The sequence below is a fragment of the Kibdelosporangium phytohabitans genome (assembly GCF_001302585.1).
Taxonomy (GTDB): Bacteria; Actinomycetota; Actinomycetes; order Mycobacteriales; family Pseudonocardiaceae; genus Kibdelosporangium; species Kibdelosporangium phytohabitans.
This window is the reverse complement of sequence record NZ_CP012752.1, coordinates 8,680,294-8,700,897: the sequence shown is the minus strand read 5'-3', so window position 1 is coordinate 8,700,897 and position 20,604 is coordinate 8,680,294. Positions and strand designations below refer to the sequence as shown.

Annotated in this window: 18 protein-coding genes; 6 read left to right on the top strand and 12 right to left on the bottom strand. The window is 68.2% G+C overall.

Annotated features, from left to right (window positions below):
- Positions 1 to 86: 86 nt before the first annotated feature.
- Positions 87 to 1,316, bottom strand: coding sequence for an MFS transporter (locus tag AOZ06_RS39075; protein ID WP_054293974.1), 1,230 nt, complete (start codon positions 1,314 to 1,316; stop codon positions 87 to 89).
- A gap of 100 nt (positions 1,317 to 1,416) precedes the next feature.
- On the opposite strand from AOZ06_RS39075, the gene AOZ06_RS39070 reads away from it, so the two are divergent.
- Positions 1,417 to 2,328: a LysR family transcriptional regulator gene (locus AOZ06_RS39070; RefSeq protein WP_054293973.1), complete on the top strand. Its 912-nt coding sequence runs from the start codon at positions 1,417 to 1,419 to the stop codon at positions 2,326 to 2,328.
- Positions 2,329 to 2,546: 218 nt separating this feature from the next.
- On the opposite strand, the gene AOZ06_RS39065 is transcribed toward AOZ06_RS39070, so the two are convergent.
- The gene (locus AOZ06_RS39065) at positions 2,547 to 2,774 is read right to left on the bottom strand and encodes a hypothetical protein (protein WP_054293972.1); all 228 of its coding nucleotides are present in this window, start codon (positions 2,772 to 2,774) and stop codon (positions 2,547 to 2,549) included.
- Positions 2,775 to 3,963: 1,189 nt separating this feature from the next.
- Here AOZ06_RS39065 and AOZ06_RS39060 point away from each other — a divergent pair.
- The 3 genes from AOZ06_RS39060 to AOZ06_RS39050 all read left to right on the top strand — a co-directional run bounded on the left by AOZ06_RS39060 (position 3,964) and on the right by AOZ06_RS39050 (position 5,658).
- Positions 3,964 to 4,260 carry a hypothetical protein gene (locus AOZ06_RS39060; RefSeq protein WP_054293971.1) on the top strand — a complete coding sequence of 99 codons (297 nt, stop codon included), beginning with the start codon at positions 3,964 to 3,966 and terminating at the stop codon, positions 4,258 to 4,260.
- A gap of 286 nt (positions 4,261 to 4,546) precedes the next feature.
- The gene (locus AOZ06_RS62340; RefSeq protein ID WP_083472835.1) at positions 4,547 to 4,924 is read left to right on the top strand and encodes a tetratricopeptide repeat protein; all 378 of its coding nucleotides are present in this window, start codon (positions 4,547 to 4,549) and stop codon (positions 4,922 to 4,924) included.
- Positions 4,925 to 5,202: 278 nt separating this feature from the next.
- Entirely contained in the window at positions 5,203 to 5,658 is a 456-nt protein-coding gene (locus tag AOZ06_RS39050; protein ID WP_169799040.1) for a hypothetical protein, read from the top strand.
- A 189-nt stretch (positions 5,659 to 5,847) separates the two neighbouring features.
- Here AOZ06_RS39050 and AOZ06_RS62335 read toward each other — a convergent pair whose 3' ends face one another.
- The 5 genes from AOZ06_RS62335 to AOZ06_RS39025 form a co-directional block, all read right to left on the bottom strand.
- On the bottom strand, positions 5,848 to 6,795 hold the full coding sequence (locus tag AOZ06_RS62335; protein WP_054293968.1) for a cold-shock protein: 948 nt from the start codon (positions 6,793 to 6,795) through the stop codon (positions 5,848 to 5,850).
- Positions 6,796 to 6,944: 149 nt separating this feature from the next.
- Positions 6,945 to 8,132 (bottom strand): ATP-binding protein, encoded by a 1,188-nt coding sequence (locus AOZ06_RS39040; protein WP_054293967.1) that lies wholly within the window; start codon positions 8,130 to 8,132, stop codon positions 6,945 to 6,947.
- Complete coding sequence (locus tag AOZ06_RS39035) at positions 8,129 to 9,592, bottom strand: BTAD domain-containing putative transcriptional regulator (RefSeq protein WP_054293966.1); 1,464 nt, start codon at positions 9,590 to 9,592, stop codon at positions 8,129 to 8,131. The genes AOZ06_RS39040 and AOZ06_RS39035 overlap by 4 nt, the downstream gene beginning before the upstream one ends.
- A 109-nt stretch (positions 9,593 to 9,701) precedes the next feature.
- A complete protein-coding gene (locus tag AOZ06_RS39030) occupies positions 9,702 to 11,180 on the bottom strand; it encodes a chymotrypsin family serine protease (protein WP_417999983.1) in 1,479 nt (492 codons plus the stop codon).
- Positions 11,181 to 11,330: 150 nt separating this feature from the next.
- The gene (locus AOZ06_RS39025; RefSeq protein WP_236951886.1) at positions 11,331 to 12,254 is read right to left on the bottom strand and encodes an AraC family transcriptional regulator; all 924 of its coding nucleotides are present in this window, start codon (positions 12,252 to 12,254) and stop codon (positions 11,331 to 11,333) included.
- A gap of 215 nt (positions 12,255 to 12,469) precedes the next feature.
- On the opposite strand from AOZ06_RS39025, the gene AOZ06_RS39020 reads away from it, so the two are divergent.
- Both AOZ06_RS39020 and AOZ06_RS39015 read left to right on the top strand, forming a co-directional pair.
- Positions 12,470 to 13,594 (top strand): FAD-dependent oxidoreductase, encoded by a 1,125-nt coding sequence (locus tag AOZ06_RS39020; protein ID WP_054293964.1) that lies wholly within the window; start codon positions 12,470 to 12,472, stop codon positions 13,592 to 13,594.
- A 191-nt stretch (positions 13,595 to 13,785) separates the two neighbouring features.
- Positions 13,786 to 14,652: a hypothetical protein gene (locus AOZ06_RS39015; RefSeq protein ID WP_054293963.1), complete on the top strand. Its 867-nt coding sequence runs from the start codon at positions 13,786 to 13,788 to the stop codon at positions 14,650 to 14,652.
- An 81-nt stretch (positions 14,653 to 14,733) separates the two neighbouring features.
- Here the strand turns inward: AOZ06_RS39015 and AOZ06_RS39010 are convergent, their stop codons facing one another.
- The 5 genes from AOZ06_RS39010 to AOZ06_RS38990 are packed head-to-tail and all read right to left on the bottom strand — an operon-like array spanning position 14,734 to position 20,598.
- On the bottom strand, positions 14,734 to 15,357 hold the full coding sequence (locus AOZ06_RS39010; protein WP_054293962.1) for a response regulator: 624 nt from the start codon (positions 15,355 to 15,357) through the stop codon (positions 14,734 to 14,736).
- A complete protein-coding gene (locus AOZ06_RS39005) occupies positions 15,354 to 16,637 on the bottom strand; it encodes a sensor histidine kinase (RefSeq protein ID WP_054297251.1) in 1,284 nt (427 codons plus the stop codon). Before AOZ06_RS39005 ends, AOZ06_RS39010 begins: the two co-directional genes overlap by 4 nt.
- 3 nt (positions 16,638 to 16,640) lie before the next feature.
- Positions 16,641 to 17,381 (bottom strand): ABC transporter permease, encoded by a 741-nt coding sequence (locus tag AOZ06_RS39000; RefSeq protein ID WP_054293961.1) that lies wholly within the window; start codon positions 17,379 to 17,381, stop codon positions 16,641 to 16,643.
- Positions 17,382 to 17,394: 13 nt separating this feature from the next.
- On the bottom strand, positions 17,395 to 18,303 hold the full coding sequence (locus tag AOZ06_RS38995) for an ABC transporter ATP-binding protein (protein ID WP_054293960.1): 909 nt from the start codon (positions 18,301 to 18,303) through the stop codon (positions 17,395 to 17,397).
- Positions 18,304 to 18,360: 57 nt separating this feature from the next.
- Positions 18,361 to 20,598, bottom strand: a complete 2,238-nt coding sequence (locus tag AOZ06_RS38990; RefSeq protein ID WP_054293959.1) for a caspase family protein — start codon at positions 20,596 to 20,598, stop codon at positions 18,361 to 18,363.
- Positions 20,599 to 20,604: the final 6 nt, after the last annotated feature.

Below are 20,604 nucleotides of genomic sequence, written 5' to 3'. Positions count from 1 at the left end.
AGGACATAGCCGCAGCCAGGAGAATGTTGCTCGCCGTAGCGATCGGCGGAGCGCTGGGATGCCTGCTGTGGATGGTGATGTGGCTGTCAACGCACACGTGACCCGCCAATCCCCGGCAACGGACCTCGCCCCACCACTCCGGCCACGAGAGCGGCCAGGGCAAGCGCGGCGGCGGTCCACAACAAAGTAGACGTACCAACAGTTTCGTAAATGGTACCGCCGGTGAACGCGCCCAAAGCGATGGACGCGGTGAAAACGCCGACATAAAGCCCTGTGACGTGTTCCTCACGTCCCCTCGCGGACTGTGTCATCCACAGCTGACCGCCCACGGACAGCCCTCCGTAGGCCAGTCCCCAAACGCCGACACCGACGACTGCCGCCACGCCCGAGTCGTTGAACGACGCCAGGACTCCGATCGAGACGACGATGCCGAGTGCGAGCGCCAGGACGGTGGCGCGTGGACGCCGTGCGGCCTGCGCACCGGCCGTGAAGTTGCCAACCAGACCGGTGAGCCCGTAGGCGAGGAGGATCGCCGCGATGGCCGCCCCGCCGAAACCTGTACCGACTTCCAGGACCGGCCGGATGTAGGTGTACGCCGCGAAGTGCGCCGTCACCAGGAATGCGACCACCACCAGGCCGCTGACGACCGCGGGCGTGCGCAGCAGCGACCGCTCACCGGCCTGTGCGGTGCCCGCGGTGGGGGATTCGGGCTTGGGAAGCGGGGGAAGCAGGAAACGCAAGGCCACCGCGAGCAGAGCGCCGGAAGCAGCGAACGTGGCAAAAGCGATCCGCCATCCGAACGCGTCGCCGATGATCGTGCCCAACGGCACGCCGACGACGGACGCAGCCGCGACACCGCTGACCGCGAACGAGACCGCGAGGGCCGCGTGTCGTGGCGCGACGAGACGTGGCGCGATGACCGACGCCAGCGACCACACGATCCCCATCGCGACGCCCAGCACGACACGCGACACGACCAGCAGCGTGAAACCCGGCGAGACGGCGGTGAGGCCGTTGCCCACGGCCAGCAGCACCATCGCGACGGCGACGACAACCCGCCGGTCGAGGCCGCCGATCACGCGAGGGACGATCGGGGCGGTGACCGCGGTCACAAGCCCGGTGATGGTGAGGCTGTACCCGGTTAACCCCGGCGTGATGCCGAGCCCCGCAGCCATCGGGGTCAGCACCCCGACCGGCAGCATTTCCGAGGTGACGACGGCGAATGTGCTCAGCACCACAACCGCGATGGCCAGCCATTGCCGAGCCGTGGTGCCGTGCTGTTCTGACTCGACGCGTGTCGAGGCGGACGTGCTCATACGGCCAATTCGAACAACGTCCGGCTCGTGGAACAACGCCGATTCGCTGCACCATCGATCAGTTAGGCTCATGGATGAACGTCGTCAGCGGGGGTGCGTGATGAGCCGGCTTCCCGTCCAGGGAATCGAATGCGTGCTCGTGCTCGCGGAGGAGCTCCACTTCGGCCGGACCGCCGACCGCCTCGGGCTCTCGCAGAGCCGGGTCAGCCAGCTCATCGCGAGCCTGGAACGCCGCGTCGGGACCAAGCTGGTGGAGCGCACGAGCAGGCGGGTGGCGCTGACCAGGTTCGGCGCGGAGTTCCTCGCCGAGCTGCGGCCCGCCTACGCGCACCTGGTCGGCGTGGTCACGCAGGCGAGTGAGCGGGCCAGGCGCGGCTCGTTGCGGGAAGTGCGGATCGGCTTCCAGGGCAGCGTGTACGAGGAGGTCACGGTCGCCCTCCGCCGGTTCCGTCAGCACCACGACGTGTCGGTGCTGGTCACCGAGATCCCGCTGGGTTCGCCGTTCTCGGGGATCCTCGACGACGTGGTCGACTGCGCGGTCGTGCAGTTGCCTGCCCGTGACGAGCGGCTGACGGTCGGGTTCCGGTTCCCGCCGCAGGACCAGTTCCTCGCGGTCGGCGCGACCCACCCGTTCTCCCGGTGTGACCAGGTCGACGTTGAGGACCTCGTGGTCGTGGACCTCGTCACCCCCGCCGGTGACGCGCCCAGCTACTGGGTCGACGCCCAGGTCCCGCGTTCGACGCCGTCCGGTACGGCGCTGCGCTCCACGACGGGTGTCACCACGATGGAGGAGGGCCTGGTCCTGGTCGCGAACAGCGATCACGGGATGCTGGTGTGCCGTCCGTTCGTCGACCGGAGCAACCGTCGCGACGTGCACTACATCCCGGTCCGCGGCCTGCACGGCACCTCGCAACTGGGCCTGGTCTGGCGTACCGACCGCACCACGCCACAACTGTTGTCACTGGCTCGGCTGCTGCACGAGGAATTCGCCGCCGTGCCCACGTTGCTTTAGCTTGTCTTTTAAGGCCCAGCGGGATTCAAGCACCCCAGTTGATCATGAACGCAGCCCGCGGTCGATCATTTCCTCTTGCGACAGAAGGACGATCGACCAAAGGGCTGCGTGATCGGGGTTGCGTGCGTAATTGTCCGCCAAACACCGAACTGGCCGCTCTGGTTTGATCGACAAAGAATCGCGTAGAACGCCCACCCAGCGGGCCAGCATCGTGGTGGTCAGGATTGCCGACGGCCGTGACGGTCCCAGGCGTAGCCCGACCTGGCGAGAGCTTGGTACAGGAACTCGCCGCACTCGCTGTCGCGGCCGCCGGCTTCCATGGCGTCGACCTGGCCCTGGACCCGCGCGGGCCGGTCGTCGGGAATGTCGGTGTCGATCACCCGGTCCTGCTCGGCGGCGGGGTGTTTCCAGGTCGGCCCGCAGCCGTGCGGGCAGGGCAGTTCCATCTCGCGGACGACGCCGTCGGTGAGATCGCGTCGTCAGCATCCCGTGAAAGCGCTGAGTCTGACGTGCCAGACGGGAAGATAGTTCACGGCGTAAAAATGTGTCCCCGCAGCAGGGAAACAGGCGATCTCCCTGCCAGCACTGTTGAGCGTTCTAGCTGTCGCGTTCCCAGTCTGATGGTTCTGCAGCTCACTTTGCCCGTCGTAATTGAAGCCGTTCAGATAGTAAGTACCGTACTCGAACAGGGTGAAAGTCGCCCAATGCTGGTCACGGTCGTCGAGCTGAGTGGGATGGTGTAGACAAACCTGGCCAGGCGACGGGCATCTCAGGAACGACCGATGTGGGACACCCCGTGGCTTCACCGTGACGGAGTACTGACGGTCCCGTCCTGCAGGATCAGTCACTTTAGGGCGGTACACGATAATGCCAGCGGTGCCAGTCGTCGAGCCGTCAGAGCTGCGTGCCCTCGCGAGGTTCGCGACGCGTACTACTGGCTCGGCGCTTACGGGACTGCTTACCGATATAGCGACAATCACTGAAACGATCGACGCTGTCATTCGTTTCAAGTATGCCACACCTCGGTGTGACATTCTCGATTTACCCATGGTTCGCCCTCCCCTATGTACCGTGGCACGATCGGGGGCGAGGATGCCCCGCGATGTATCCATCTCATCCTCTGACGACGTGTACAGGAACTATGGAAGCTGCTTCCACAGCTTCGGTCTTGAAGAAATGAGAAAGCTCCCGGCAGTCGCGCCCTCTCCTCTCAATGAGGCTCTCGCCACTGCACCGGCGGCTGTACCGCTACTTGAGCGAAACCAGTTGGCCTGGTTGACCGGACGCGGTCTCCAGCATTTCAGTTGCATTCGTCACTTGGAGAGCCACTACTTCTGGTTCCCCACGAGGTGTCGAAGGGACGACAGGCCCAGCGGTGTGGATCCGAGTGTTACATCCTACTTGGCGGTGACATGGTCGGTGGTGAGTCGAGCGACCTCGGATCACCACCGACCCCAAGGAACTGGTTCACGCGCCTGATGCGTTGGCGCGGCGGAAGTCGTACGAGCCGGTACTTCTGCCAGCCGTAGATTCGGGTGGGAGCACCGTGCAGACCGACTCGAACTGTGTTGGGACCGCCGGTCAGGTCACGGCTTCTGGCAGGTCTGGTTCGCGCGGGTCGAAACCGTTCTCGAGGTGGACGGTCAGCACGCGAGCGACAAACCCGCGCCGCCACACGCCACCGCGTGGGAACTGGACCACCTTTCCGGCTGGGCACGCAGGTACCGCAGCAGTCGGGAGATCGTAGGCACTCACGGCCGTGTCAACGTCGATCGGTTTGTTCGACGGTTGTTGCGGCTGCGTGGCGGCATCCTCGATCTCCTGCCACGCACCGCATCCGGTCACATCCGGACCCTGCTGCTGGATCAGGACATCGATCGTGAGTGCCTGCCCAAGGACCTCGCCGACGCCGTCGGCTTCTCACCTGCCTGACCACACCTCGCGGCGCGTTGCACCATTCGGCGGGTGAAGATCATGACACGGGCACTGCTTCCCATACCTCGGGCAGCGCGCAGTGGCCGACCGGATGACGACTGGGTCACGCAGTTGAGGACGTTGCCACAGCACATGAACTGCCGGTGCCGGTGAGGGGCGACCAGGGCCTGCGAGTGGTTGCGGATGTGTATCCAGCTCCGGTCGGTGCCGGTCGACACCGGCTCGCGCGCAGCAGAGGAAGCCGCTATGTGGAAAGCAACGCACTGAACGGCCTCGGACTGGTATACCGCGAGTTAGCGAGGTCCAGCAGGCGCGCACCTACATCCAGCACGCGCTCGAAGCCGCCAGGGAAACTGGAAACCGCAGCCATGAAGCCGAAATACTCAACAACCTGGGTGAACTCGCCCACCACGTCGGTGACCCGGCCACTGCGCTGAAACACCACCGGCAAGCCCTCGCCATTACCCGCGCCACCGGCGAGCTCCTCGGACAGGCCACCGCGCACAACCATCTCGGCGACTGCTTCCACGACCTCGATCAGCCTCACCACGCCCACCGTCATCGCGAGATCGCGCTCGCCCTCCACCACGACCTTGGCATGGCTCTGGCCCTGCCCATCGGCTTGATCAATGAATCGGGGGACGGATTCGGAGTGGGATAGTCACAGACCGGTCGGGCTTGACCAGGTCCTCCGCTCAACCACTTGGTCCCGACGCCCAACATGGAGACTCTGATCGAACTCAACTATTGGAAGCGGCGTGTGGCGACGCGGAGTAACTGAACGACCAGCCAACTGGCCATTTAACGCACGACAACCATTTGATAAGTTCTTCTGAGATCCTTTCAGTGGGTCAGTCACGACTGATCCGCCGATGTTCGGGTTTTTTCAAGTGCATCTAAATCGATCGCGCCACGCGCGTCAACAGCGGATGAGAGGAAGTGGCGGGAGTGAAGATCCTCCGAGCGGCGGTCGCCGCGATCGCGCTGAGTGTCGGTCTCATCGTCACGGCCGCACCCAGTGAAGCAACGGTGATTCAACAGCCTGCGACAGTCGACGGCGCCTTGGTCACCGTGAACCCCAAAGCGGAATATACCGAGGATCCGCTCAGAAGTCCGTCCTATGAGTGGACAAAGAAGTGTCCGCTGCACAGAATGTGTACCACTCAATTGGGGGCTGGCGGACAGTATATTGGATTCCAATTCTACCGGTGCACTACATATACCCTGACAAACTGGGGCGTCAACGACGAAAACCCCAACAGGTTTGTGTACAACCATCAGAATGTTACGGTGAATTTCCTCGACCAGCGGCATGCCGTGATCGCTTCGGTCGCCCCGGGTTACCTCCAAACCGTGAATTTCAAGCCGGTGTGGTACATCAGCCTCTGCAACTAGCTTAACCCTGTCGGTGATCTTGGTTTCACGGCGTGGTGGGTGTTCAGTAGCAGGTCCTCGGGTCGGCACGGGCCCCGTCAGGGATCGATCTCCAGGAGGAGGCCGCAGCCGCGTTGCTGACGGCACCATCGACGGGGATGAACGAGCACTCTCGTCGGGAAGTGATCAGCCATCGGTGGGGCCGCCTCTTCAGAGGCGTTCGATGCGGTCGGCCTGCGGGCCCCGGTCGCTCTGACGCACCGCGTACCGGACCCGGTCACCCTTCTGCAGCGGCTCCGACCCCATGATCACGGACACGTGGGCGAAGAGATCGTCGCCGCCTGCGTCCGGGGTGATGAAGCCGAAGCCGCGGTCGCCGTCGTAGCGCGCGACGACACCCTCGCCGCCTCGTACGGGCACGTCCCGCGCCGCCGGCCCTGCGGCCGCGGCAGGTGCCGGCCGCCGCGGCGCCGTCTGGGGCTCGGCGCCCCGGACCAGGTGCACGTCGCGGGCCTGCGGGCCCTTGTCTCCACTAGCCAACTCGTAGGCGACGCGGTCGCCCTCCGCGAGCCACGTCAGCCCCTCGGCCAGGGCCCGGGCGTGAACGAAGACGTCCCCGGCGCCGGAGTCGGGGTTGATGAAGCCGAAGCCCTTGTCCTCGTCGTACCAGGCCACCGTGCCGTCGGCACCGTCCGCGATACCAGCCGCAGCGGGTGAGCCGGCCCCTGCTCCCAGCGGGATCACGTGCCCGGCCTGCGGGCCGCGCTCGCCTTCGACGATCAGGAAGGCCACCCGCTGCCCCTCGGTGACCACGCCGCCGGTCACGATGGCGGAGCTGTGCACGAAGATGTCGGCGCCGCCGCCGTCCGGCGACGCGAAGCCGTACCCCTTGCCCGGCTCGTACCAGTTGACGGTGCCGAGCAGGCCCACGGCGCTGCCGGTGGCCGCATCGGCGGTGACGCGAACGCGTAGCGCCTGGGGCCCGCGGTCGTTCTCGCCGACCTCGAACACGACGGCCTGACCCTCGCGGAGCACTTTCGCGCCGCCGTCCCCGACGATCTCGGAGGCGTGCACGAACACGTCCGGCGAGCTGTCCTCGGGTGCGAGGAAGCCGAAACCCCGTTCGGCGTCGAACCAACGGACGGTCCCTTGCGGCATCAAAGGCTCCAGGTCGAGAGGGCGGGCACTGGCCCCCAGTCTCTCTGACAGACCTCCGGGCCGTCGGGCCGGGCCCACAGGCGGGCGGTGCGGAGCCAGGGGCGGGCCGTTGGTTCACCTAGCGACACGCCGAGTTTTGAGACCAGGTCTTAGCCGAAGGGGAACCGGATGCGCAGGTAGGGCCGCATCCGCGGGTCGGCGAACCTGTAGACGCCGGGCCGCACCGGCACGAAGGCCGGGTTGACGGTGTCGGACTCGAACTCGGGGCCGTCCGCGATGGCCGCCTTCTTCAGCAGGTCGACGGCAGGAGACGCCAAGTCGCCGTCGACGGCGTCGATGAAGGCCGCGGGCAGACCGGGGTCGACTTCGCCTGTGGCGGCGGCCATCGCGTAGATCAGATCGGCGGGCGCTATGTCGCGTCTGCCGTCCACCACCGCCTTCTCCGCGCAGGTGAGGGCGAGCAGGTGCGCGAAGTGCGGATGGCCCGCGCTCGCTCGGGCGATCCCGGCCACGACTTCGTCCGCGAACGCGAACCCCAATGCCTCGCCGCCTGTCCGCACCAGGTGGCCGAGTGCGTCGGTGGCCAGTGGACGGAGGGTGACCGTCTTCACGCAGTGCCTGGCGGACGGGTGTGTGGTCGTCAGTGCGGCGGCCGTTTCCGGTGTGCCGACGATCAGGACCTTGAACGGTGATCCGAGGTCGCTGAGGTGTTTGATCAGCGTGGCCACCTTGGTCAACACCGTCGGGTCGGTGATCGCGTCGGCTTCGTCCACCACGAGGAGACCGGCGGCGGCCTTGAGGTGCTCCGCTGCCTCGGCGACTCCCACCCGGCCGTCCGGCCGGTAGAGCGCACCGACGGCCAGCTGCCGCTCCTTCTTGATCCCGGTCGTGCCGATGGAGACGTTGGTGTTGCGTGCTCTGGTGTGCTGCACGGTCGACTCGATCCGGTGCACGTCCACGCCCAGCGCGGTGAGGGGCCGCTCCAGCACCGACTCGAACGTGTCCGCCGGATCGCACCGCTTCACGGTGTGTGGCAGGCTCGTCGCGTCGGTCAGCAGCGTTGCGACGACGGCGGCCAAGGAGGTCTTCCCGACGCCGCGCTCGCCGCAGACGAACGCGTGGCGGCCTGGGGTGTTCAACGCCTCGACCACGGCGACGACCTCGGCCTCGCGACCGAACAGCAGGTCACGTGTGCGCACCGGGCGATACGGGGTGTAGATCTCCCGCACCTGGGACGCCAGTACGCGAGCTTCCTCGTCCAGTCCGAAGAAGTCGGTGGGTGAGAAGGTGTCCACCCGGCGGATGCGTGGTGTGCCGCGCCGGAACAGCGGGCTCACCTGATGACCGCCAGGTTCTCCGCGCACAGCCGGGTGGACGGGTGCTCGTCACCCAGCACACGCCTGCACCGGTCCAAGGTGTCCAGGCCGAGAGCGGTGGCGTCAGCCGCCCGGTCTGTGGCCGCGTACCCGGCAGCGACGTGAATGGCGGCCAGCAGCGTGTCCGGATGGTCCTCGCCGAGCACCTGGCGGGCGTCATGGAGGGTGGCCTCGTCCATGGCGAGGGCGTCGGCGAACCGGCCCACTGCCGCCAGGTCGACGGCCACCGCCAGCCGGGCGACCAGAGTCCGCGGGTGGTAGTCGCCGAGCAGCGTCCTGTACCGGTCGAGCACTTCCTGATCCAGGTCGAGCGCGTTGCCGGGGTGACCTCCGGCCCGGCGCACGATGGCGAGATAGGAAACGGCGGCGAGGGATGCCGGGTGATCGCCACCCAGCTCGTTCTTCACGTCCCGCACGACACCGGCCATGCTGACCTCACGTGGCACGAGCGTGTCCGCGGCCGCCTCGCGGGTCTCCTGCTGCACGATCCGCGCGTGCGCCTCATGCAGTTCGCGGCCGGGCGGGATGCCCAGCTCGTCGAAGAGCCGCTCACGGACGTCACCGAACAGCCCCAACGCCACGGCGGGCTGCCCGGCCCCGGCGAGCGCCAACATCAGCCTCGCGTTGAGACCCTCATGCAGCCCGCCGTGCAACGGGTCCTCATCCGCCACACGCCGCAACTGGAGCACCGCGTGTTCGTACGTGCCCAGGCTCATCGCGAGATCGGCGTAGTTCAGCGCTGCGGCAAGGCGACGCTGGGCGAGAGCCAGCGCGGCGGGATGCTGGCGCACGTGCTCGGGCATGTCCGCCAGTGCCTCACCACGCCAGCAGTCCAACGCCTCGGCGTACAACTGCTTGGCCGCAAGGGGATCACTCGCCGACACTGCTCCAGCGCGGGTGGCGAGGCGGTCGAACCGCAGCGAGTCCAGACTTCCGTCGTCTTCGATCTGGAGCTGGTAGCCGCGGGGAACACGTTTGATCGGCAACGCGGGATGCAGAGCCCGGCGCAACCGGGCGAGATACGTGTAAAGGGTGGCCCGCGGTGACACCGGAGGTTGTTCGTCCCACAGAGCGGACATCATCTCTTCCAGCGTGACCACGTTGTTCGGCCGCAGCGCCAGCAGCCCCAGCAACGCCCTTTGCGTCAACGGCCCGACGTCGACAGGGCCGCGTCCAGCCGTCAGCGTCAACCGCCCGAGAACACCGATCCGGAGGGTCCCAGCCTCGCCGGGGACGTATCCCACGAACTCGGCCAGCCGACGCGCCGACTCGGCCGACGCCCTGGCGGCATCGCCCTTCTCGAGGTACCAGATCGCGCGCACACTCACGCCGGCCTGCTCGGCCAACTGCTCCGGGGTGAGCCCAGCACGTGCCCGGTGAGCTCGGAGCAGCTCACCCAGCCGGTTCGGACCCGATGTCATAGCCGGATTCCTGCCTGGACGACTCGATCAGTCGCACGAAGGTGACGAACGTCCAGCTTACTCACAAAAGGTGCCCGCGGGGCCGCGAGGACCCCGCGGGCGGTGGGATTCAGCCGTTGGGGGTGGTGATCACCGCGAACGTCGAACCCTTGCTCGCGACCCGGGCGCTCAGGTCGGTGGTGATGGTTTCGATCGGCGCGTAGTTGTTCAGTTCGCCGGCCTGGCAAGGCCCGGAACGAGACTGCTGGTTGCCGATCAGGATGCCCAGCGCCGTGTGGTCGGCCTGGTTGTACAACGGACCACCGCTGTCACCGGGACGGGCGCACAGATCCGTGTTGATGCCCACGTCAGTGGACAGCACGCGACCGCAACGGGTACCGACGAGGTAGCCCGCGCCCGCACCGCTGTCGACCGAATCGGGGTAGTTGACAACGCTCGACGCCGATCCGGACGCGCACACGATCCAACCGGCCTTGATCTCGGCGAGAGTGTGCGTGCCGGTGATGGACTCGTCCCGCGACTGCGCCTGCTCACCGCACGGGGTGTCGGCATTGCTGTCCATACCGCCGTTGCGGCAGTACTTCAGCACGCGGTTACGACCGGTCTGCCCCTCCAGCCACTTGGTGGCCGCCGCGTCGTCCACGTACGGCAGCGCGGCGTAGTCGTACGGGTACGAGCTTTTCTCGATGCCGTGCTGCATCAGCACGTCGTTGCCGTTGTGCTGGGTCGGCGTGTTGTTGGTCTTGGTCCGCATGCAGTGGCCCGCGGTCAGCACCCAGCCCTTGCCGGGGAAACCGCCGCCGGTGGTCCGCAGGTTGAAGGCGCTGCTGCAACCGCCCCACGTGCCGTCGTCCCGCTTCATGTCCAGCCGCAGGCCGCCGCGCATCGGGCCGCGGCCGGTGCAGTCAAGCGGGTGGCAGTAACCCCAGTCCACGTTCGGCGTGGACAACGGTTTCGGATCCGGCAGGACACGGGAGACGACCATGTCCTTCTCCGCCGCGACGGCCGCACGTGCCGCGTCCGCCTCGGCGCCGACCGTGTTGCCGGCCGCCCGCGCTGCCGTCTTGCCCTGCGCCACCCAGACGCGTTCCCACAGCACGACCCGGTTCTCGGACTCGCTCACCGCGGGCAGGTACACCGCTTCCGGCCCCGCGCCGACTTTCGCGGCGAGCCGGCCCTTCGCCGCTGTCAGCTGCTGCAACGAATACCGGACCTGCTGCGTGCGAACGTTGCCGCCCGGCATCGCCTGCACGTATGGCGCAACGGAATCCGGCTTCGTCGTGGCCACGACGAGCCGGCCTTCCTGCTGGTCGAGCCACATGCCGCCGTATTCCGCGCCGCGGTCGCGACGCAGCGACTGGTCCAGTTTGACGGCGTCGTTCTGCAGTTCGAGCCGGCGGAGCGCCTCCTGCTCGGTGACTTTGTAGGTTTTCTCCAGGTACTGCACCGACTCCCGCACTGAGGCGGGGTCGAGTGCGGTGTGGAACGACGGCACCGTGTCGGCCACTGCCGGGCTGCCCACCATTGTGGCGGCTGCCAGCATCGAGACGGCCAGCGCGCCGTGCCCCCACGATCTCCGCACGGACATCTCCTCCCATGTCGGGGATTTCCCGGGCATTCAACCGGAATCCTTCTGGCCACCGGGAAAACCGGCGGGAAATTCGAAGTCCGAAGCAGACATCTCCTCGCCACGGGAACATGGTCTCGGGAGCACGGAACAACTTCGTGCATCCGGCCGTCACCGCCGGGCCGCGGTGGCCGACGGCAGTTCGCCGAATCGTGCGCGGTAGTCGTTCGCGAACCGGCCGAGATGAGTGATGCCCCAGCGACAGGCGATGTCGCCGATCCCGTCGCCAGTGGACAGGATGTCGTGGCGGATCCGGTCCAGGCGGAGGTCACGCACGTATTTCATCGGCGATGTGCCGAGCTTGTCCCGGAACGCGTTGCTGACGGTCCGCGCGCCGCACCCGGCGGCTTCCGCGATCCGGCCGAGCGAGATCGGTTCGCGCAGGTTGTCCTCGATGAAAGCGACCGCCGCCCGAAGCGCCCTGGGATGGGGCTTGTCCGCGACACCGCGCAGTGTCGCGGTGTGCGTGTGGTTCTGGGCCAGCAGTAGCGCGGTCACGATGCAGCGGAGTTGGCTCCGTCGCAGTTCTTCGCGCTGGAACAGCGGATCGTTCGAGTCCAGTTGCTCGATCAGCGAACCGATCAGCAACCGCACCGCACTGCCTCTCGGTTCGGCCAGGTCAAGCGGAAAGTCGAAGCGCACCGCGTGACCGGACGGGCGCCCGGTGAGCGCTGCGAGTTCGCGCCGGACAAGCCCGGCGTCGATGCGCAGGCCCAGGAATCTCGTTCCCGCCTGGTTCGGGCGGAGATCCTGCGCGTCGCCCGGGTTGAACACGCCGGCCCGCGTACTGCTCAGCACGGTCTGCCGATCGCCCCGGCGCGCGGTGATCTCACCGGCCACGCCCAGGTTGACGAAGTACGAGTCCCGGCCACGCTCCGCGCGTACGCGCACCGCCAGCGGCGAGGCGAAGTAGCCGACGGTGAAGTCCGTGGCCCCGACGCCGCGTACCTCGTGCTCGCCGTCCTGGAGCCGGCCAAGAGGACTGGGGTTGACCGCGCCGCCGAACAGTCGCCTCGCCGATTGCAGCAGATTCACCGGATTGTCCGATTTCGTGATGACGAAACCGCTCAGGGGACTCGACAGCATTGTTCACGCTCTCTGGTGGGCCAGACCGTGAGGATACGGCCGTTGGCGCCGCGCCGCGGAACGGGCCGGGAACGCTGCCGGAACTGGACAACCGCTTCCGCAACCGGACAGACGACCCGCGGCCGCGGATCTAACGTGGCCGGGCACATCGGCTTGGAGGTCCTATGCACAGCAGTGACAGCACCCGTTCGGCGTTGATCGTCGGTGCGGGCATCGCCGGACTGACCACGGCGACAGCCTTGGCACGGCGGGGGTGGCGTGTCGAGGTTGTCGAAGCCGGGGCGTCGGGCGCCACCGCCGGGTGGGGGCTGAGCCTGACCGGACCGTCGCTGCGGGCGCTCGACGGCCTCGGCCTCGCAGGCCAATGCCTTGCCGCTGGACACGGCATGAGCGTGATCACCAATGTGGACGTGAACGGCGACACGAACCTCATCGAGCTCCCGCGCCTGATCGGCGACGATCGCCCGGCCATGGCCGGTATCGCCCGTCCCGAGCTGCACCGGATCCTGCGCACCGAGGCACTGCGGCTCGGCACGCGAATCCACTACGGACTCAGTGTTTCCGCTCTGAGGCAGGACGGCGGGCGGACACGTGCCGAACTCACGGACGGCACGGCCCGTGCCGTCGACCTGCTCGTCGGCGCCGACGGTATCCGCTCCGGTGTCCGCGACCTCATCGGTTGCGTTGCTCCGATCCGTTATCACGGCCAAATGGTGTGGCGGGCCCGTGTACCGCGGCCCGGCTGGGCTGACAGCATCCACACCTTCGCTGGTGAGAGCCACCAGACCGGAGTCGTACCGATCTCGCGGAGCCATGCGTACGTGTTCCTCACCGAGAACGGTGTGCCGTCGGACGTGCTGCCGGATGCCGGACTCGCCGCACGGATGGCTGATCTGCTGGCACCGTTCACCGGCCGGGTCGCGGAGGTCCGGCCCGAGGTCGCGCGGTCCGGTTCGGTGATCCGGCGGCCGGTGCGCACTGCGCTCGTCGACGCCTCGTGGTCCGACGGAACCACTGTCGTCATCGGCGATGCCGCGCACGCACCCTCGCCGCAGATGGCCAGCGGGGCCGCACTCGCCATCGAGGACGGCCTGGTGCTCACCCAGGAACTGGATCGGTACGCGGACATCCGGGCGGCGCTCGGCGCGTTCACCGATCGCCGCAGGGAGCGGTGCTCGGCTGTGGTGCGGACCTCGGTCGCGATCGCCCGTCTGGAGCAGGAACGACGGCATCGCGACGCGTATCCGCTGATCGACGCCTGTCACCAGCGAATGGCCCAGCCCGCGTGACGAGGGCCGGTGTATCCACTTAGGACGAGATTTCTCGTTCGTGGCCACAGTGGATGGACGCTTGCGGTGAATGCCTTCTGGCGGAGGAAGTTCTGCTTCTAAACGTGGGTTGTCCCGATAGGTGCGGCAACTTCCTGCCACGGGCCTGGAGGTGATCACGCAACCGGCTGTGCCACCACGCGTCTCTGGATATGAGGATCAAGAACGACGAGGGGATGAACGAAATGCGTGTCGAGTCGCTGAAGCTGGTCACCGCGGGTCTCGCTGTCGCCGCGGGTGCGTTGTTGTCGGCGTGTTCCGGACAGGACGCCGCTGCCCCGGGCGGGACGGTGGACGTCGCGCAGAAGAACCAGACACAGCAGTTGCAGGGCAATACCGGGGTGACGGACAAGTCCGGCAAGAACGTCAACTGCAGCACCAACGGTGGCAAGGTGGGGCCGCACAAGGTCGACCTCATCGCGGTTCAGACCAACGCGGGCATCGTGGGGTGCACCGAGGCGTTCACCGTGATCACCGAGTACTACAAGAACGCGGGCAACTCCGAGGGGACCGGGCGGCACCTGACGGTCCAGGGATGGCAGTGCGCGGCGGACACCGGCGCACGCGGAACCGGTTCGATCGGCTGCGACAAGGACGGCTTGTCCTTCCACACCAGTGATGTCGCCCCGAGCAAGCAGAGCGACGGCACGGGTGCCGGTGGTACGCCGGTGGACAAGCCGGACGCGACGCCCCGCCGGCCGGCTGGGGACTCGCCCGCCGAGGACATCAACTGCAGCCGGCTCACCGGCAGCAAGGTGGGCGCGGCCGGCGGCCCGAAGGTGGACGCCATCGCCATCGGCAACCCCAACGGCAACCCTGGCTGCGAAACGGCCTTCAACGTCCTCACCGAGTACTTCGCCAAGGCCCCGCACGGTGAAGGCCCCGGCCGTCGCGTGCTCGACATCCAGGGCCGGTGGAGCTGCGCGAAGGCCGCCGAGCCCGAGGGCAGCCAGGGAGTCGTCCACTGCGGGCAGGACGGCCCCGACGGCCTGTCCATCGAGACCGCGCCGGCCAAGTAACCCTTTGCCGACGCGCCCTGCGAGCGCAACAAGGCGGCATCCGGTGCGTTGTACGCACCGGATGCCGCCTTGGTCGCGGGGTCACGGTGTGAGATAGCCACGGGAGAACCCAGCGGCCACGGCAGCTGCCCGGTCGTTGACGCCGAGCTTCGCGTACACGTGCAGCAGGTGCGTCTTGACGGTCGCTTCGCTGATGAACAGCCGCCGCGCTGTCTCGCGGTTCGTCGAACCCTGGGCGATCAGCTGGAGGACCTCCAGCTCCCGTTGCGACAGCGGTTCGGACGCGGGCTGGCGTATCTGACCCATGAGGCGTGTCGCGACGGCGGGCGACAGCACCGCCTGGCCCCGTGCGGCTGCCTCCACCGCACGGAACAGCTCCTCCCGTGGGGCGTCTTTCAGCAGGTAGCCAGTCGCGCCCGCCTCGATCGCCGGTAGCACGTCACTGTCGGTGTCATACGTGGTGAGCACCAGAACTCGCGCCACGACACCGCGTTTCGTCAGTTCCTTGATCGCGGTGACGCCGTCGGTGGCCGGCATCCGCAGGTCCATCAGGATCACGTCGGGCCGCAGCCGCTCCCCGGCGGCGACGGCCTCCGCGCCGTCACCGGCCTCGCCGAGCACCTCGAAGCGCGGGTCGGCGCTGAACATGCCGCGCAGCCCGTCGCGCACCACCGGGTGGTCGTCGACGATCAACAGCTTGATCACTTCCCGCCTCCCGCCGGGATGGCCGGGACGCTGGCCGAGATCGCGGTGCCACCGCCCGGTTCCGACTCGATGTCCAGCCGGCCCGCGAGGCGGCGCACCCGCTGCCGCATCGCGGCGAGCCCGAACCCGCCGTTGGTGGAACCGTTGACGCGCTTGCAGTTCGGGTCGAACCCGACGCCGTCGTCGCGGACGTCGATGCTCACCAGATCCTCCATGTAGGACAGGGTCAGGCCGACCCGGCTGGCCCGCGCGTGCTTGGCGACGTTGGCCAGCGCCTCCTGCGCGGTCCGCAGCAGCGCGACCTCCACGTCCGCGTGCATCGGCCGGGCGTCGCCGGTGGTGGTGAGCACCGCGTCGATGCTGGTCACCTCGGACCACCGCCTGGCCACGTCGCCGATCGCGTCGGGCAGCCGGGACTCGGCGAGCACCGCGGGCTGGACGGCGTGGACTGTGCGGCGGGCTTCGGTGAGGCTCTCGCGGGCGAGGTTCATCGCGTTCGCCATGTGCCTGCTCAGCTTCGGCGGTTCGTGAAGCGTCTGCTCGGCCGCCTGGAGCTGGGTGATGATGCCCGCCAGGCCCTGGGCCAGGGTGTCGTGGATCTCGCGTGCCATCCGCTGCCGTTCGTCCGTCACCCCGGCCTCGCGGGCCTGGACCAGCAGCTGGGCGTGCAGGCCCGCGTTCTCCGCCAACGCGTCCTCGAGCTTGTCGTTGGCCTTGCGCAGCTCGACCAACGCCCGCTTCTGCACGTCGTCGCGGTGGTCCGCCATCTCGGCGAAGTAGAAGAACGCCCACGCGAGCACGGTGGAGACCGCGGCCACGGCCACCCAGGCCCACCACATGTTCTCGGCCTCGATGTTGGCGACGCCGCCCATGAACGCCACCGCCGAGATCGTCGCCGTGGCGGTGACACCCGCGTAACGCCAGCGGCCGCCGAGGTACTGGAAGGCCAGGGGATAACCGGCGAAGGCGAACAAGCCGTACCACGGCGCGATGGCCACGAGCCCGGCGACCAGCACCATCAGGCCGGTGTAGTTCAGGCCCATCAACGGGCGGTTGCCGTGCCATTCCGGGTGCAGCGTGTGGAACCACAACAGCCAGAGCCCGGCCGTGAGCGAGAGCCCCAGCACCGCGGGCAGGTGCACCGGCACACGCCACAGCGGCAGCACCAGCGCGACCACGACGCTGACCGCCAGCAGGAAGTAGGGCAGGACCTTGAAGGTCGCGTTCTCCTTGCGCTCCCAGCGGTCGAACTCGTCGCTCAGCTCGCCCTCGACGCTCACCACTTACTCCCAGCGGAAGTATCGCGCGGCCAGCCCCCCGGCCACGATCGTCCACCCCAGCAGAACGGCCCAGTGCAGCGGTTGCGGCCAGGTCCCGGCTGTGGCGTCCTGCAATGATTGCACGGCGGCGCCGAGCGGGGTCAAGTCGCTGATCGTGCGCAGGACGTCGTTCATCGAGGCGCGCGGCACCCACAGACCGGCGAAGAACACCAGCGGGAAGAACACCAGTGTGCCGATCGCGCTCGCGCTCTTGCCGGACGGTGCCAGCGAGGCGACGAGCAGGCCGACCGCGAACATCGCCAGCGCGGCGAGCAGGTAGCTGACCAGGTAGGCGATGATCCGCTCGGGCAGGGCCACGTCGAAGGCGAACCGGGCGGTCGCGATCATGATCAGCATCATCGCGACCGAAAGGACCGTCGCCATCACGAGCTGGGCGCTGATCATGACGATCGGCTTGACCGGGGTGGTCCGCATGCGGCGCAGCACACCCTTCTCCCGGTAGGAGGCGAACAGCAGGGCCAGGCCGTTGAGCGCGAACAGGGCGAGGCCCATCGCGACCACGACCGGGACGTACGCGTCGATCCCCCTGATGCCACCGAGGGCGGCGCTGACCTCCCGCATCGACGGGATCAGGCCGAGCACGACGAGCAGGGCAGGCGCGAACGCGAGCGCGAAGAACACGACGACCGGTTCGCGGAAGAACAGTTTGGTCTCGGTGGCGGTGAGCCGCGACAGCGCGGACATGGTGTGGTTCTCCTCAGGTCTCGGTGCGGCGGCCGGTGAGCGCGACGAACGCGTCGTCCAGCGTGGTCTGCTCGACGCGCAGGTCGCCCGCGACGACCTGGTTGCGGGCGAGCACAGTGGTGACGGCGAGCAGCAGGTTCCCCGTGCCGGTCACGACGAGCTGGCTGCCTGCCTGTTCGACCGAGCCGACCTCGGGCAGCGCCCTGAGCACGGCGTGGTCGATCGGCGCGGACGGCCGGAACCGGATCCGCTGCTGGTCGTCGACCCTCGAGACCAGGCCGGCCGGGGTGTCGAGCGCGACGAGACGGCCGGAGTCGATCACAGCGAGCCGGTCGCAGAGCCGCTCGGCCTCCGCCATGAAGTGCGTGACCATCAGGATCGTCACGCCCCGGTCGCGGATGCGCTCGATCAGGTCCCACGCGTCGCGGCGGGCCTGCGGGTCGAGACCGGTGGTGAGCTCGTCGAGCACGGCCACCTCCGGGTTGCCGACCAGCGCGAGCGCGATCGACAGCCGTTGCTTCTGCCCGCCGGAGAGGCTGCGGAACGGCGAGTCGAGCTTGCCGGTGAGGTTCAGCGTCCCGATCAGCTCACGCCAGTCGGCCGGGTCGCGGTAGAAGGAGCTGTAGAGCTGCATCGCCTCGCCGACCTTGAGCTTGTCCGGCAGTTCGCTCTTCTGCAGCTGCACCCCCAGCAGCTGCCGCAGCTCGGCGGTGTCGCGGTGCGGGTCGAGGCCGCAGACCTCGACGGAGCCGCCGTCCCGGCCGCGCAGCCCCTCGACGCACTCGACGGTGGTGGTCTTCCCGGCCCCGTTGGGCCCCAGGATGCCGAAGATCTCGCCCTGCTCGACGGCGAAGCTGACCCCGTTGACCGCGGTGAAGTCGCCGTAGCGCTTGACGAGGTTGTTCACCTCGATGATTGCCATACGGGAAGCGTGCCGCCCGTGACGGCCGGGCGAATCGACTGCGCGGTCAGCGCCGGCTCAGACCCCAGGTGATTCCCGGCTCAACCGATCGGTGGATGCCGGGTCAACCGGCTCGGCATCAGCGCCGGCCTTGCCGAGCAACCGGCCGGCCACCGCCGCGAGGGCGTACGCCTTCCATCCCGTGTCCGTGATCCCGGTGGCGATGCGCAGCGCGTAGTCGGGATCCGCGTCTGCCACCGCGATGGCCAGTGTGGCCAGCAGACAACCCGTGGACACGTGCGTCGCCGCTGAAACGAGGCGTTCCGCACGGGCCGGGTCATGCGCGGCCACGACCTGGACGGCTGCCAGCAGATCCGCTTCGCTGTACGCCGCGTGGGGAGCGGTGATCAGGCGTTCGACGGCGTCCATGAGGCGGTTGACCCGGACGTCGTCGGCGGCCTCCGCCTTCCACAGGACGTAGACCAGCGTCCCCATCCGGAGGTCGTCCTGGGTGGTGATGGACACGGCGATGCGTTCGGCCCGGTCGAGGTCACTGGCTGACGCCGCCCTCGCTATGTCCCCCAGAACTCGGGCTCTCGTCCGCAGCCGCGCGTGGGTCTCGAAATCCGACAGCCGGGAGTCGGAGACTTCGTCGCCCCATTCCAGGGCGGCTGGTGCCAGGCCCAGCGCTGTCCGCTCGACGTCGTCGAAGATCGACACCGCGCGCTCGGGATCCACCGGCACGAGCATCGCGGCGAGGCGCGCGAGGACGGGAAGGCTCTCCCGGACGGGAAGCAGCACGGCGGCATCCCGCTCCACCTCGCCGGCTATGCGCACAGCAGGACCAGCCGCCCCGATGGCGATCATCGTTTCCAGCCGCTTGCGGATGTCCGCGATCCTCGCGGCGAGCCGCTCGGCCCATCGCGTGTCGCACGACGCCGCGGTCTCCGCCAGCGCCGCCACGCTCCAGTCCGGACTCCGCACCTCGGCGGTCGCCAGGTCGAGCTCTGCTTCGTGGAACAACCGTTGTGCGCGTTGGGGATCGTTGCCGTACACGGATGCTGCGACAGAGCCGAGAGCCTCCGCGCGCTTGGCCATGTCGGTGATCGTGCGGGCGACGCGTTCGGCCCGGTCGGGGTCGGTACGGCAGATTTGCTTGGTGAGGCCGACGAGGAAGTGGTCGTTTGGTTCGCTCATCGCCGCCAGAGCGCGGTCGAGACGTTCGGGCAGGTGCGTCGCGACCGCGTAGGCCACGTGCATCAGCGCCAGGTCCTTGTTTCTGTCGGTGCTGCCCGTCACGAGTCGTTCCGCTTCATCGAGCACAGCCGTTGCGCGGACGGCCAGTGGTGGCGACGTACGGACTGGCGCCGCGTCGAGCAAGGCTCTCGCCGCCGCGGCCACCTGTGGGTTGTCGTTCGCGGCGACCTTCTCCAGCGCTGTTCTCGCCGCGACGGCTTCGGCCCGGTCGGCCCCGGCCAGCCACCTGCCCAGTTCCCCGACCGCGGCCAGCCGCATCCATGGGACGCGGCTTTCCAGTCCTTCGGTGATGTCTGCCGGGAGTTCGGCGGGTTTCGGCATGGGGTTGCGGACCAGGCCGAGTGAGTCGGCCATGGCGGTGCCGCACTGCTGAGGCGCGGGCAGGCCGTCGGCGGCGAGACGGGCACGCAGATGGCGGTAGATGTCGCGCAAGGTCAGCACCTCGCCGGCGTGGCGGGATCCCTCGCGCAGCAGCGCCAGCAGACGGCCCGTGAACGCCGTGTGGCGTTCACCAGGGCGGACAAGGGACGGACTGGTAGCCGGGGACGACGTCAGCGTGTAGCCACCGGCGACTTCCAGTTGGGCGAGGACCTCGTCGTCCCCCGCCGACAGGGTGGCGGCCGTGGCACGGCCGCTGTAGCACGTGTCGAGGATGACCACGCGGTTGCGAGCCTTGGACGTGCGCATCGCGTCACGGATGGCGCCGAACGGCAGCGCCGAGAACGCCAGGTGCCGGACGTTCGTGTCAGCGAGCGTCAGGTACAGCTCGCCCCGGTCGTCGACCTTGCCGTGGCCGCTGTAGTAGCACAACAGCAGGTCCTCGGCCTGGTCAGCGGCGTCGTGGAGCAGTTCGCCGACCTCCGGGACGGTGGCGTCCGCCCGTGCGGTCACGCAGTGCGCCGCGGGGAAGCCGCCGACGGCCGGGTCGGTCAGCACCCCGGCCAGGTCGGCGACGTTGTCCGCCACCGGCGGGAGGTCGGGCAGGTCGGCGTGCCGGTACCGGGGTACCCCGATCAGCACCACGCGTGACCGCCCGACGTCCACGGCGCGTACGGTCATCCGGCC

Coding starts and splice junctions, on each gene's coding strand:
- AOZ06_RS39075 (WP_054293974.1), bottom strand. CDS start 1,316: ATGAGCACGTCCGCCTCGACACGCGTCGAGTCAGAACAGCACGGCACC.
- AOZ06_RS39070 (WP_054293973.1), top strand. CDS start 1,417: ATGAGCCGGCTTCCCGTCCAGGGAATCGAATGCGTGCTCGTGCTCGCG.
- AOZ06_RS39065 (WP_054293972.1), bottom strand. CDS start 2,774: ATGGAACTGCCCTGCCCGCACGGCTGCGGGCCGACCTGGAAACACCCC.
- AOZ06_RS62335 (WP_054293968.1), bottom strand. CDS start 6,795: ATGCCGCAAGGGACCGTCCGTTGGTTCGACGCCGAACGGGGTTTCGGC.
- AOZ06_RS39035 (WP_054293966.1), bottom strand. CDS start 9,592: ATGACATCGGGTCCGAACCGGCTGGGTGAGCTGCTCCGAGCTCACCGG.
- AOZ06_RS39030 (WP_417999983.1), bottom strand. CDS start 11,180: ATGTCCGTGCGGAGATCGTGGGGGCACGGCGCGCTGGCCGTCTCGATG.
- AOZ06_RS39020 (WP_054293964.1), top strand. CDS start 12,470: ATGCACAGCAGTGACAGCACCCGTTCGGCGTTGATCGTCGGTGCGGGC.
- AOZ06_RS39015 (WP_054293963.1), top strand. CDS start 13,786: ATGAGGATCAAGAACGACGAGGGGATGAACGAAATGCGTGTCGAGTCG.
- AOZ06_RS39000 (WP_054293961.1), bottom strand. CDS start 17,381: ATGTCCGCGCTGTCGCGGCTCACCGCCACCGAGACCAAACTGTTCTTC.
- AOZ06_RS38995 (WP_054293960.1), bottom strand. CDS start 18,303: ATGGCAATCATCGAGGTGAACAACCTCGTCAAGCGCTACGGCGACTTC.
- AOZ06_RS38990 (WP_054293959.1), bottom strand. CDS start 20,598: ATGACCGTACGCGCCGTGGACGTCGGGCGGTCACGCGTGGTGCTGATC.